10 protein-coding genes are annotated in these 13238 nt (G+C 72.1%); 9 read left to right on the top strand and 1 reads right to left on the bottom strand.

What is annotated here, in order from left to right; translation table 11 throughout:
* Position 1: 1 nt before the first annotated feature.
* Complete coding sequence (locus ACFWA9_RS19835) at positions 2–727, bottom strand: SDR family NAD(P)-dependent oxidoreductase (protein ID WP_380388549.1); 726 nt, start codon at positions 725–727, stop codon at positions 2–4.
* 105 nt (positions 728–832) lie between these two features.
* Between ACFWA9_RS19835 and ACFWA9_RS19830 the strand changes: the two genes are divergently transcribed.
* The 9 genes from ACFWA9_RS19830 to ACFWA9_RS19790 all read left to right on the top strand — a co-directional run bounded on the left by ACFWA9_RS19830 (position 833) and on the right by ACFWA9_RS19790 (position 13175).
* Complete coding sequence (locus ACFWA9_RS19830; RefSeq protein ID WP_380388547.1) at positions 833–1672, top strand: LysR family transcriptional regulator; 840 nt, start codon at positions 833–835, stop codon at positions 1670–1672.
* Positions 1673–2309: 637 nt separating this feature from the next.
* The gene (lanL, locus tag ACFWA9_RS19825) at positions 2310–5006 is read left to right on the top strand and encodes a class IV lanthionine synthetase LanL (RefSeq protein WP_380388545.1); all 2697 of its coding nucleotides are present in this window, start codon (positions 2310–2312) and stop codon (positions 5004–5006) included.
* A gap of 5 nt (positions 5007–5011) precedes the next feature.
* A complete protein-coding gene (locus tag ACFWA9_RS19820) occupies positions 5012–5131 on the top strand; it encodes an ALQxL family class IV lanthipeptide (RefSeq protein ID WP_352297070.1) in 120 nt (39 codons plus the stop codon).
* Positions 5132–5160: 29 nt separating this feature from the next.
* Positions 5161–5280 carry an ALQxL family class IV lanthipeptide gene (locus ACFWA9_RS19815; RefSeq protein WP_352297073.1) on the top strand — a complete coding sequence of 40 codons (120 nt, stop codon included), beginning with the start codon at positions 5161–5163 and terminating at the stop codon, positions 5278–5280.
* Between the two features lie 347 nt (positions 5281–5627).
* On the top strand, positions 5628–6413 hold the full coding sequence (locus ACFWA9_RS19810; protein WP_352297075.1) for a hypothetical protein: 786 nt from the start codon (positions 5628–5630) through the stop codon (positions 6411–6413).
* Between the two features lie 669 nt (positions 6414–7082).
* On the top strand, positions 7083–8036 hold the full coding sequence (locus ACFWA9_RS19805) for an ABC transporter permease (RefSeq protein WP_352297078.1): 954 nt from the start codon (positions 7083–7085) through the stop codon (positions 8034–8036).
* Between the two features lie 48 nt (positions 8037–8084).
* A complete protein-coding gene (locus ACFWA9_RS19800) occupies positions 8085–9170 on the top strand; it encodes an ABC transporter permease (protein ID WP_380388542.1) in 1086 nt (361 codons plus the stop codon).
* On the top strand, positions 9167–11320 hold the full coding sequence (locus tag ACFWA9_RS19795) for an ABC transporter ATP-binding protein (protein WP_352297084.1): 2154 nt from the start codon (positions 9167–9169) through the stop codon (positions 11318–11320). Before ACFWA9_RS19800 ends, ACFWA9_RS19795 begins: the two co-directional genes overlap by 4 nt.
* A 154-nt stretch (positions 11321–11474) precedes the next feature.
* Positions 11475–13175 carry an ABC transporter family substrate-binding protein gene (locus tag ACFWA9_RS19790; protein ID WP_352297086.1) on the top strand — a complete coding sequence of 567 codons (1701 nt, stop codon included), beginning with the start codon at positions 11475–11477 and terminating at the stop codon, positions 13173–13175.
* Positions 13176–13238 lie beyond the last annotated feature (63 nt).

Genomic DNA, 13238 nt, shown 5'->3' with positions numbered 1-13238 from the left:
GTTACCAGGGCACTGTTCCGCCGTCGTCGAAGAATCCGCCGGTCGGTCCGTCGTCGGGCAGGGTCGCGAGGTGGATCGCGATCGCCGCGCCCTGCTGGGGCGTGCGGACGCCCCGGAAGCCGTTGAGGTCGGTGGCGGTGAAGCCGGGACAGCCCGAGTTGATCAGGATGCCGGTGTCGCTCAGTTCCCTGGCGTACTGGACGGTGACGGCGTTGAGGAAGGTCTTGGACGCCAGGTACGCGGCGGGGACCGGGCCCATGTCGATGCCGGGTGTGGTCTGCAGGGTGAGCGAGCCGACGCTGCTGGACATGTTCACGATCCGCGGCGATGCCGAGCGGCGCAGCATGGGCAGCATCGCGTTGGTGACGCGGATGACCCCGATCACGTTGGTCTCCACGACGACGCGCACGGTCGCGGGATCGACCGTGCTGGGCGTCTGCGGCATGACGCCGGTGATCGCCGCGTTGTTGACCAGGACGTCGAGCCCTCCGGCACGGTCGGCGATCAGCTCGGCCGCGGCGGCCACGCTCGCGTCGTCCGCCACGTCGAGCGGAACGCCGAACGCGTCGGCCCCGACTGCGCGCAGCTTCTCCACCGCGGTGTCGCGGCGCTGTCGGTCCCGCGCGCCCACGCCGATCCGCCAGCCCAGGGCGCCCAGGCCCGCCGCGATCTCGAATCCGATTCCCTTGTTCGCACCGGTCACCAGCGCGATCGTCTGTTCTCTCATGCCGTCAAGCGTGGTGCGGACCCGGGTGGGACGTCCAAGACCGACTGGGTGGGCGGCGATACCCCACGGATATCGCTCGTGGTGAGCCCCGGATACGATGCCGCGGTGGAGACGCGGGAGCTACGGTACTTCGTCGCCGTCGCCGAGGAGTTGCACTTCGGGCGGGCGGCGCAGCGGCTCGCCATGGCGCAGCCGCCGCTGTCGCGGGCGATCCAGCAGCTGGAGCGGCGGCTCGGAGTGGTCCTGCTGCACCGCACCGCCCGCGCGGTCGCCTTGACCGAGGCCGGGTCGGTACTCCTGCGGGAGGCCCGGACCGCTCTCGACGCGGTCGAGGCCGCCGAGCGCCGCACCCGCCGCGCAGCTGCCGACCTGCCCGGTGTGGTGCTGGCCACGAAAGCCGGTGCGTCCAGTGAACTGTTGTCGAAGCTGCTGGCCGCCTACGCCGCCGAGCCCGGCGCGGTGGCCGTCGAGGTGATGCTGTGCGGGCCCGGCGAGCAGGAAGGGCTGCTGCGCGACGGGCGTGCCGACGTCGCCCTGCTCCAGCGGCCCTTCGACACGACGGCCGGGCTGGACACCGAGGTCCTGCACAGCGAACAGCAGGTCGTGGTCCTGCCCGCGGGGCACCCGTTGGCCGGCCGCCCCCACCTGTCGATGGCCGAGGTCACCACCCTGACGGACCTGCCCCTGCCACGCTGGCCCCGACGGGGCGGGGGCTATCGGGACGGACCCGGCCCACAGGTGCGCGACCACACCCAGCTGTTCCAGCTGATCGCGCTCGGACGGGCCTGCGCGGTCGTGCCCGAGTCCCTCCGCGCCCACCTGCGCGACGATCACGCGACGGTGCCGGTGCCGGACGCACCGGCGGTCACGACCGTCATCGCCTGGCCACCGCACAGCAGATCCAGAGCCGTCGCCGACCTCGTCCGCACCGCGACACGCCTCTAGCCGACGGCACGCACGGGTGACCGGAGGATCGGTGCCCCCCCGCGGTGCCGAGGACGGCTCCGCCACCCCCGCGGGTCGGGGGACTCCTCTCCCGGAGCTACCGGGCTCCCGCCCCGCGCGGACGGGCCGCACGGGCGGTTCGTCGCGCGGGGCGGGCGCCGGGAGCCTCGACAGGCCCGACGGCGCACCGCGCCGGGCCGGGCATCTCCCGGCCCGTCCGGGCTCCCCGGCCGGCGTCTCGGCCGCCCCCGGGTACGGCTCAACGGCCGATCAGGCCGGGGCAGGACCGGAACCGGCCCCCCGGTACGGGAACAACCCACTCCTCGCCTCGCCGGCCGACAGTTTCCGAACCTGCGCGCGATTCCCGCTCCGCCCCGGGAACGGGCACGTCAACCCGCCCCCGCCCGCCGGCCGTGGCGGCCGACGGAGCCGTTACGGCACCACGCACCCCGGCGGACCCACCGGACCCGGCCCGAGGTCGGACCGTTCGGCGAGCCGTCGACCGGCCCCATGGGGGTTCACGGCCGGAAGATACGTGGTCGTCCCCCATGAACCGGATGTCCCCGCGCCGCCAGGATCAGCGATGCGCTCGGAGGCCGACCGGCTCCGGCAGGGCTCCACGGACGAAGGAAGAACGATGGCAGAGGGGCAGACGGCGGGTCAGGGCTCGGCGGATCCGTACGCCACGTTCTACCCCGACCTGATCGGGGCGGTGCTGCGCCGTCAGGGCGCGCGGGGCTGGACCGTCACTCCCGGGGACTTCTGGTGCCACGTCCGGCCGGACGACGCCGGCCCCGGCCGCCGGCAGGGCTGGAAGCTGCACGTGTCCGCCACCCCGCTCTCCGCCCCGACGGTGCTGACCCGGGCCGCCGAAGTGCTCGTCGCCGCCCGGGCCCCGTTCAAGTGCGCCGGTACACCCGGCCGGCTGACGGAACTCGTCTCCGCCCGCTACGACCGGGGCGGCGGCGGGAAGTTCATCACCGTCTACCCGGACGACGACGACCACTTCCGCCGGCTCGCCGAGGAACTGCACCGGGCCACCGCGCACCTGCCGGGGCCGGGCATCCTCTCCGACCGCCGGTACCGGCCGGACAGCCCGGTCCACTACCGCTACGGGGCCTTCCGTGGCTCCCCCCGGCTCACCAACGACGGTTCGGTCGAACCCATGCTGCAGGCGCCGGACGGGACCTTCGTCCGCGACCGGCGCATGGCCGGGTTCACCCCGCCCGCCTGGGCCGCCTCGCCGCTCCCGCTCCCCGACACTCCCCCGGCCGCCCCCGGGACGAGCGTGCTGCTGAACAACCGCTACGTCGTGCACAAGGCGATCCGGCACGCCTACAAGGGCGGCGTCTTCCTCGCCACCGACCGGCGGACCGGCCGGGAGGTCGTCGTCAAGGAGGCCCGCCGGCACGTCGGGGCCGTCCTCGAAGGCACCGACGCCGGCGACCTGCTCGACCACGAGGCCGCCATGCACGCCCTGCTCGCACCGCTCGGCCGATGTCCGCGGGTCGTGGAGGTCTTCGGCCAGGGCGGCAACCGGTACCTCGTGGAGGAGCTCGTCGCCGGGCGCACCCTGCGCGCCTGGGTGTCCGAGCGGCTGCGCCCCGACCGGGCCCCGGTGCTCGACCTGGCCGGGCAGCTGCTGGACGTCGTCGCGGCCGTCCACGAACTCGGCCTGGTCCTGCGGGACTTCAATCCCAACAACCTGATGGTCACCCCGGACGGCGAGGTCCGCCTGATCGACCTGGAGTCCCTCGCCCGCCCCGGGGACCACGTCCTGCGCCTGCACACCCCGGGCTTCGGCGCGCCCGAGGTCGTCGACGGCGCACCGAGCGGACCCGCCCCCGCGCCGGAGTCCGACCTCTACAGCCTCGGCGCCGTGCTGTTCCACCTGCTGACCGGTACCGACCCGGCGCTCGCCCCGGACCGCGGGGCGGCCCGCGGCCGGGACGAACGGACCGCCGCCCTGCTCGCCACCGCGCTCGCCGACCGCCCGGACCTCACCGACCTCCGCCCGCTCGTCCTCGGGCTCATGGCCGAGGACCGGAACGACCGGTGGAGCCTGGCGAAGGCCCGCGCGGCGCTCGCCGCGCTGCCCGCCGCCACCGCGGCCGCCCCGGGGAGCGGCGCCGTCCTGGACGACCGGACCGCGCGACGGCTGCTCGCCGACGGGCTGACCCATCTGATGGACACCATGACCCCGCAGGACCCGGTACGGCTCTGGCCCGCCGGCCCCTCCGGCGAGGGGACCGACCCGCTGAACGTGCAGCACGGTGCGGCCGGCGTCCTGTCCGTCCTCACCGCGGCCGCCGCCCACCGCGCCGACCCGCGGCTGCGGGCCACCGTCTCCGAGGCGGCGCAGTGGATCGCCGCCCGGGCCGGGACCGGCGGACAGCTGCTGCCCGGACTGCACTTCGGCCGCTCCGGCACCGCCTGGGCACTGCTGGACGCGGGCCGGCTGCTCGGCGACGACGGGCTCGCCGCACACGCCGCCCAGCTGGCCCGCGCCGTCCCGCTGCGGTGGCCCAACCCCGACGTCTGCCACGGCGTGGCCGGCGCCGGCCTGACCCAGCTCCACTTCTGGCGGACCACCGGCGACGAGGAGTTCCGCCGACGCGCGGTGACCGCCGCCGAACACCTGCTGACCACCGCCGCGCAGGGCCGCTCCGGTGTGGTGTGGCCCGTCCCGGCCGACTTCGACTCCGAACTCGCGGGCATCACCCACCTCGGCTTCGCCCACGGCGTCGCCGGCGTCGCGACCTTCCTGCTCCTCGCCGGACTCGCCGCCGAACGGGAGGACTTCGTCCACGCCGCCCGGGTCGCCGCCGAGACGCTGCTCGCCACCGCACGGGTCCGCGACGGCGCCGCCGCCTGGCCGGTCGAGGACCGCGGCGCCGACGCCCCCGCCCACGCGCCCCACTGGTGCAGCGGCGCCTCCGGCATCGGCACCTTCCTGATCCGGCTCTGGCAGGCCACCGGGGACCCGCGCTACCGCGAGACGGCCGAACAGGCCGCGGCCGAGGTGTACCGCTGGCGGTGGCAGAGCTCACCGGCCGCCTGCCACGGCCTCGCGGGCAACGCCGAGTTCCTCCTCGACCTCGCCGACGCCCTCGACGAGCCCCTCCACCGGCGCCGCGCCGAGGAACTCCTCGCCTGCGCCCACGCACGCCACGTCGTCCACGACGGGCTGCTCCTGATCCCCGACGACACCCTGACCAGGGTGGGCGTCGGTTACAACACCGGACTCGGCGGGCCCCTCGGCCTGCTGGTACGGCTCCACCACGGCGGACCGCGCCTCTGGCTCCCCGCCCCCGACCCGGCCGAAGGGAGGTGACCACCATGACCGAGGACGTCAACGCCCTGCAGCTGCTCGACAGCGAGGAGCAGGCCACCACCGGCTACATCTGCTTCCCGTTCAGCATCTTCCAGTGCGGCAACTGGAGCATCAACGACATGTGACAACTCCCCCTCCACAGAAGGAGAACACCATGACCGAGGACGTCAACGCCCTGCAGCTGCTCGACAGCGAGGAGCAGACCGGCAGCGGCTACATCTGTTTCCCGTTCAGCATCTTCCAGTGCGGCAACTGGAGCATGGGCGACAACTGAGCCTGACCACGGGGTGAAGCAGCACGACACCCCCGGCGACACCCCACCCCCGGTGCGGGTGACCGAGCCCCCTCGGTCACCCGCACCGGCCCCGTTCCGGGCCCCGGACCTCCGGCGCACACCCGCCCGCACGGCGCTGCCTCCGGGGCTCCTCCACGAGATCGGGTGCGAGGCCGGTGCGGTGGGGGCGGACATCGGTACCCTGCCGTCATGTCCCGCCATGACGTCCGCCGCCGCGCCCGTGGAGCCGTCACGGACTGTGCCGGGCCCCGGCCGCGCGGCGAGGTCAGCGGGAAGCCGAGTCTCGCGCCGCCGCGGCTGACCGCGCGACGTACGTCCTGACGGGGGTGTTCCAGATGCTGCGCCGCTGGTGGTTCCTCGACCTGCTCCGGTCCGAGGAGCGGCGGTCCCGGCCGCCCGGCCGCCGGGAGTCGAAGGAGGCCGGCGAGGTCGTCCTGCGCGAGTGGCAGGTGCTGCGCGACCGGCTGTCCGCCATCGCCGCCGAGCGGGTCGCCGCGGCCGGGGACCTCTTCCGGGCGGCCGAGCTGAGCCCGCCGCCCGAGGAGACCGTGACGCGCCGCGACTACCTGTGGGCGCTGGAGGCGTACGACGCCGCCGGGCGGCTGCTCGACGAGGCGCTCGCCCGGCCGGACGAGACCGACCTGCCCGATCTGACCGCCGTCGTGGTCCTCGTCGACCAGGCGGTCGAGCGGCTGGCCGCCGCGCACACCGCCCACGCGGGCGGGCGGCGCCGGCCGCCGGTGGTCCGCTGCTTCTACAACCCGCTGCACGGCCCGGCCGTCCCGCCCGCTCAGGGCGGCAAGGGCGGCAAGGGCGGGAAGGCGTCGCGCAAGGCCCGGCACCGGCCGACCGTCGGCGCCCGGGAGGCCGCCGCGGACCGGCGCCCGGCCTGCGCGTCCTGCCGCAACGCCATCCTGGCCGGGCAGAGCCCGGACGTGCTGCCCGCACTGCTGCCGGCACCGGCCCGGCGCCGGGGCACCGGTCCGGTGCTGGTGCCGTACTACACGATCCCGCAGCAGTGGTCGCCGTGGTCGGCCACCGGCTGCGGGGCGTACGACGAGGGGACGCCCGCGCTGGTCCTGCGCGGCGGCCACCGGCGGCCCCGCACCTGAACAGCGCGCACCAGAGCCACCGCGCACCAATGCACCGCGTACCGATGCACCGCGCGCCAGAGCGCGCCGCGCCAGGGCACCCGTCCCGGTCGACCGAAAATGATCGCGCCCGACGCGCACACGTCAACTAAGGTCGACGGGAGACCACCGTGCCGCAACCGTCCCGACGCTCCCGTGACACCGTCCCGTGGGGCCGGAGTGACAGCTGGGAGGCGGTGAAATGACTGCTCGATCAGGCAGCTCACGGCGTCCGTTTGTTGGCGAATCCTCGCCACTGGCGGGACATGCACGAACATAACCGGACAAACACTTCGACCGGTGGAACCATGCGTTCCGGGAGCCCCTGAGCCTGCAAAACCCCTCGTGGCCTGGGACTCGGACCGAGGAAGCCATGGTCAAAGAGGGCTGCCACCCAAAGGACTGAACCCTTCTTTACCTAACCTTTGACAAAGCGTCAGTCGACAGCCCTCCGCCCGGTCAGCAAGATGTGCAACCGAGCCGCCTGACAGTGGCGGCCGACCTTTCCGACCATCCGTCCGACATCAAAGACGCTCCACGGCAGTCCGCGCACGGTCCTCCGTCCTCACGGACCCCGGAGTCCTGTTCCGTCGGTGGGCGCGGGTCCGCACGAGGGAGAGAACCGCCTTGGGCCGCTACATGCTCCGCAAGTTGGCCAACTATTTGATACTCGTCATACTTGCGGCTTCTCTCTCGTACTTCGTCGCGGGGCTCAGCCTGCACCCGCAGGCGAACTACGAGGGCCGCAACCCCCCGTTGGCCAAGGCGACCATCAGCAAGACGCTCGACGACGTCAACATGAACCCCGACACCCCGATCGTCAGCCGCTTCGGCACCTGGGCGAACGGTGTGATCCACGGGGACCTGGGCAAGTCGATCGACGGCTCGCCGGTCAACAGCGAGGTGGGCCGCCGGATCGGCGTCTCCACCCGGCTGCTGCTACTGGCGACCCTGGTCGGCTCGGTCGGCGGCGTCGCGCTCGGCACCATCGGCGCGATCAAGCAGTACAAGTTCTTCGACCGGTTCACGACCCTGGCCTCGTTCTTCGTCCTCGCAATGCCCGTCTTCGTGCTCGGCCTCTTCCTGAAGCTGCTGACGATCAAGTTCCTGGGCGCCGGCACCATCCACTTCACCGGTGAGACGGACGCCGAGTTCGCCGGCCGCTGGGACTTCGCCGCCCTGGGCAACCGGGCCGAGCACATGCTGCTCCCCGGCCTGACGCTGATCCTCATCCAGATCGCCCTGTACAGCCGCTACCAGCGCAGCACCATGCTCGACGTCCTCGGCAGCGACTTCCTGCGCACCGCCCGGGCCAAGGGCCTGCGCCGGCGCACCGCCCTGGTCAAGCACGGCCTGCGCACGGCGATCCTCCCGGTGGTGCCGCTGCTGGTGTTCAACATCGTGCTGCTGTTCGTCGGTGCGACCTTCACCGAGAAGACCTTCGGCTGGCACGGCATGGGCGAGCTGCTGATCAACTCCATCACCCGCAACGACGTCAACACCACGTCGGCGGTGGCCCTGTTCACCGCCGGCCTGGTGCTGATCGCCGGTCTGCTGTCCGACCTGCTCTACGCGGCGCTCGATCCCCGGGTCCGGGTGCGCTGACGCACCCCGCCCCGCCGAGCACCCCAACACCCGTAGAGGAGAGAGAACATGAGCGCCGACCAACCCGCCCCCTCGAACACCTCCGCCGCCGGCGGCGAGGCGGTCTCCGCCCTGGCCGCCGCCACGGCCGGTGTCCCGCAGACCCCGGCCGCCAGCGCCCCGAAGTCCCCCGCCGCCGCCCGCAAGCGGACCGGCCGGGGCCGGCTCACCGCCCGCCGCTTCGCCCGCAACAGGCTCGCCCTCGTCGGCCTGGGCATCCTGGTCGTGCTGTTCGTGGCCGCGTACGCCGGGCCGTCGTTCAGCAAGTACGACTACCGCTTCCACGACTACCTGGCCTTCAACGCGCCGCCCGGCGGGAACCACTGGTGGGGGACCAACCAGGGCGGCCAGGACCTCTTCGCGCTGACCATGCGCGGACTGCAGAAGTCGCTGGTGATCGGCCTGCTGGTGGGCGGCATCAGCACCGTGGTCGCGGGCTTCGTCGGCGCCTTCGCCGGCTACTACGGCCGCTGGATCGACAAGGGCCTGACCTGGTTCGTCGACCTGCTGCTGGTCCTGCCGAGCTTCCTGATCATCGCCGTGCTGTCGCCGATCTTCCGCAACTTCAGCTGGCTGATCTTCGTGGTCCTGCTCGCGGCGTTCAGCTGGATGATCACCGCACGGGTGGTCCGCAGCATGACGCTGACGCTGAAGGACCGGGAGTTCGTGAAGGCCGCCAAGTACATGGGCGTCCCCGGCCCGGTCATCATCATCCGGCACATCCTGCCGAACATGGCCTCGCTGCTGATCATCGACACGGTGATCCAGGTCGGTGCCGCGGTCATCGGCGAGAGCGGCCTGTCGTTCTTCGGCTTCGGCGTGCAGGCACCGGACGTCTCGCTCGGCACGATCATCGCCGACAACACCACCAACGCGCCGACCTTCCAGTGGCTGTTCTACTTCCCGGCCACCTGCCTGGTGCTGATCGGCATCGCGGTCGCGTTCGTCGGCGACGGTCTGCGCGACGCCTTCGACCCGACCTCCGGCGGGGCGAAGTCGAAGGGGCGCCGCCGCAGGGCCCTCGCCGAGCGCAACGCCGCCCGCCGGGGCGCCACGCTCCCCGGCGGCACCCGGGACGTCGTGAGTTCGTCATGACGGACGCGCTCCAGCCCCCGCAGCCCGACACCAGCACCCCCGGTACCAAGGAAGGACTCCGACCGGTGACCGACACCCGGCTGGACAAGCCGCAGCCCGTACTCGAAGTGACGGACCTTCAGGTCTCCTTCCCCAGCGAGGCCGGCGAGGTCCGCGCCGTCCGCGGCGTCTCCTACGCCGTCCGCCCGGGCGAGGTGCTCGGCATCGTGGGCGAGTCCGGCTCCGGCAAGTCCGTCTCCTCGATGGCCGTGCTCGGGCTGCTGCCCGAAGCCGCGGAGGTCTCCGGTTCGGTCCGGCTCGGCGGCCGTGAGCTGCTCGGCCTGTCCGACAACGAGCTCTCGAAGATCCGCGGCAAGGACATCGGCATGGTCTTCCAGGACCCGCTGTCCGCGCTCACCCCGGTCTACTCGGTCGGCACCCAGATCGTCGAGGCGCTGCGGATCCACCAGGACATGACCAAGGAGCAGGCCCGCACCCGGGCCGTCGAACTCCTGGACGTGGTGGGCATTCCGGACCCGAAGCGCCGGGTGGACAACTTCCCGCACGAGTTCTCCGGCGGCATGCGCCAGCGCGCGATGATCGCCATGGCGATCGCCAACGACCCCAAGGTGATCATCGCCGACGAGCCCACCACCGCCCTCGACGTGACCATCCAGGCACAGGTCCTGGAGGTCCTGAAGAAGGCCCAGGACGTCACCGGCGCGGCGATCGTGATGATCACCCACGACCTCGGCGTGATCGCCGGCTTCGCCGACCGCGTCCAGGTGATGTACGCGGGCCGGGCCGTCGAGTCCGGCGGTGTCGACGAGGTGTACTACCGCCCGCGGATGCCGTACACCATCGGCCTGCTGGGCTCGATCCCCCGGCTGGACAACACCGGGCGCCGGGCCCTGACCCCGATCGAGGGCACCCCGCCGTCGATGGTCGAGCTGCCCGAGGGCTGCCCGTTCGCGGCCCGCTGCCCGATCGCCGTCGAGCGCTGCCGCGAGGTGGAGCCGGCGCTGTCGGTCAAGGAGGGCAACACCCACCCGACCGCCTGCCACCGCAGCCACGAACTGGCCGGCGCGCTGGACCCCGCCACCATCTACCCCGTGCCCGAACTCCCGGCCGCCGTCACGCTGGAGAGCGTGCCGCGCGAGCAGCGCCCCAAGGTGCTGGAGATCGACGGGCTGACCAAGCACTTCCAGCTCACCCAGGGCGCCGTGATCAAGCGCAAGGTGGGCGTGGTCAAGGCGGTGGACGGCATCACGCTGGACATCCGCGAGGGCGAGACGCTCGGCCTGGTCGGCGAGTCCGGCTGCGGCAAGACCACCACCCTGCTGGAGATCCTGGACCTGCCCAGCGGCCAGGCCGGCACCGTCACCGTGTTCGGCAAGGACGTCCGCGGCCTCGGCCGGGCCGACCGCAAGGCGCTGCGCCGGGACATGCAGATCGTGTTCCAGGACCCGATGGCGGCCCTGGACGCCCGGATGCCGATCGGTGACATCCTGGCCGAGCCGCTGCGCACGCACCGCTGGGACAAGGAGCGGATCGCCGCCCGCGTCCCCGAGCTGCTGGAGATGGTCGGCCTCAACCCCGACCACGCCGACCGCTACCCGCAGGAGTTCTCCGGCGGCCAGCGCCAGCGCATCTCGATCGCCCGCGCGCTCGCCCTGGAGCCCCGCCTCGTCATCCTGGACGAGCCGGTCTCCGCCCTCGACGTCTCGATCCAGGCGGGCGTGCTCAACCTGCTGGACGAGCTCAAGGTGAAGCTCGGTCTGAGCTACCTGTTCGTCGCGCACGACCTCTCGGTGGTCCGGCACATCGCCGACCGGATCGCCGTGATGTACCTGGGCCGGATCGTCGAGCTGGGCGACTCCCGGTCCATCTTCGACGCGCCCTCCCACCCGTACACGCAGGCGCTGCTCTCCGCCGTCCCGCTCCCGGACCCGCGCCGGGAACGCGAGCGGACCCGGATCCTGCTCAGCGGCGACCTGCCCAGCCCGGCCAACGTGCCGACCGGGTGCCGGTTCCGCAACCGCTGCCCGAAGCACCCGGCGCTGAGCGAGGCCGAGCAGCAGCGCTGCCGCGACGAGGACCCCGGCAACAGCAGGCTCTCCGACGACCACGTCGCCGCCTGCCACTTCGCCGCCGCCCTCGAAGTGATCTGACCCCACGATCCGACCCCCACGAAAGGGGGCCGGGCCCGGCGGAACAACCCGGTCCGGCCCCACCCGCAAGTCCGCAGTGCCAACCCTCCAGCACCTTCCGCTCCGGCGGCCCGCTGGGTCCATCCACCCTTCCGCACACTCCCTGGGGAATCCCTTGAAGCACACCCGGATCCCGGTCGCGCTGGTCGCCACCGTCGCCACCGCCTCGCTCTGCCTCAGCGCCTGCTCCAGCAGCTCCTCCGGAGGGGACGCCGCTCCCGCCAAGTCCGAGGCCCCGAAGATGACCCAGCGGGCCATGAACGAGAAGGACCGTGCCGACCTGAAGCAGGGCGGCACGCTCAACTGGGCGATCGACCAGCTCTCCAGCCAGTGGAGCCCGCTGGAGGCGGACGGCAACGAGGTCTCCACGACCGACGTCATGAAGGCGCTCATGCCGACCTTCTGGCACTCGGACGCCGGTGGCACCCAGACCCCGAACAAGGACTACCTGCTCGACGCCAAGTCCGAGACCAAGGACGGCAAGCAGGTCGTCACCTGGACCCTCAACCCGAAGGCCAAGTGGAACGACGGCACGCCGATCACCTGGCAGGACCTGGAAGCCAACTGGAAGGCCCAGAACGGCACCAACCCGGAGTTCAAGGCCACCTCGACGACCGGCTTCGACCAGGTCGAGAGCGTCGTCAAGGGTGCCGACGACTACCAGGCGATCATGACCTTCAAGTCGCCGTTCTCCGAGTGGCAGGCGCTGTTCAACAACGCCGCCAACGCGCCGCTGTTCCCGGCCAAGTACGTCGCCACCCCGGACGTCTTCAACACCGCGTACGTGGACAAGATCCCGACCTCGGCGGGCCCGTTCAAGCTCGACAAGATCGACCAGACCGCCAAGACCGTCACCGTCGTCGCCGACCCCGCCTGGTGGGGCCAGAAGCCGCTGCTCGACAAGATCGTCTACAAGGCCATGGACACCAACACCATGCCGCAGGCGTTCCAGAACGGCGAGATCGACTTCTACGACAACGGCCCGGACGCGTCCGGCTTCAAGCAGATCCAGTCCACCGCCGGCGGCGAGGTCCGCGAGGCCGGCGGCCCGAACTTCCGCCACTTCATGCTCAACGGCAAGAGCCCGATGCTGACCGACCCCAAGGTCCGCCAGGCGCTCTTCAAGGCCATCGACCGCGAGACCATCGCCAAGTCGGACCTCACCGGCCTGGGCTGGCCGGCCGCCGCGATGAACAACCACTTCCTGGTGCCGAACCAGAACGGCTACAAGGACAACTCGGACGGCCTGAGCAAGTTCGACCCCGAGGCCGCCAAGAAGATGCTCGACGAGGCGGGCTGGAAGATGGACGGCGACGTCCGCAAGAAGGACGGCAAGGAGCTCAACCTCAAGTTCGTCATCCCGGCCGGCGTCACCATCGCCACCAACGAGGGCTCGATGCTCACCCAGATGCTGCAGCAGGTCGGCGTCAAGGTGAACATCTTCACCGCCCCGTCGAACGAGTTCTTCGACAAGTACATCTACAAGTACGACTTCGACATGACGGCGTTCTCGCTGATCGGCACGCCGTTCCCGGCCAGCTCCGCGACCGCGAACTTCAAGACCGACGGCGGCGCCAACTACAGCCAGGTCGGCAGCCCCGAGCTGGACCAGGCGATGGCCGACGCCGCCGCCGCCCAGACCCCCGAGACCGAGTTCGCGGCCATCAACAAGGCCGACGCCGAGGCCTGGAAGGTCGCCGCCCTGGTCACCCTGTACCAGCGCCCCGCCATCTTCGGTGTGAAGAAGTCGGTCGCCAACCTCGGTGCCCCGGGCCTCTCGGACTACCTGTACGAGAACATCGGCTTCACCAAGTAACACGATCCCGGGGCGGGGGGGGGGGGGGGACCCGCCCCCCCCCCCCCCCCCCACCCCCCCGGG

The organism is Kitasatospora sp. NPDC059973, from assembly GCF_042737525.1.
Classification (GTDB): domain Bacteria; phylum Actinomycetota; class Actinomycetes; order Streptomycetales; family Streptomycetaceae; genus Kitasatospora.
This window is presented reverse-complemented; position numbering and strand designations above follow the sequence as displayed.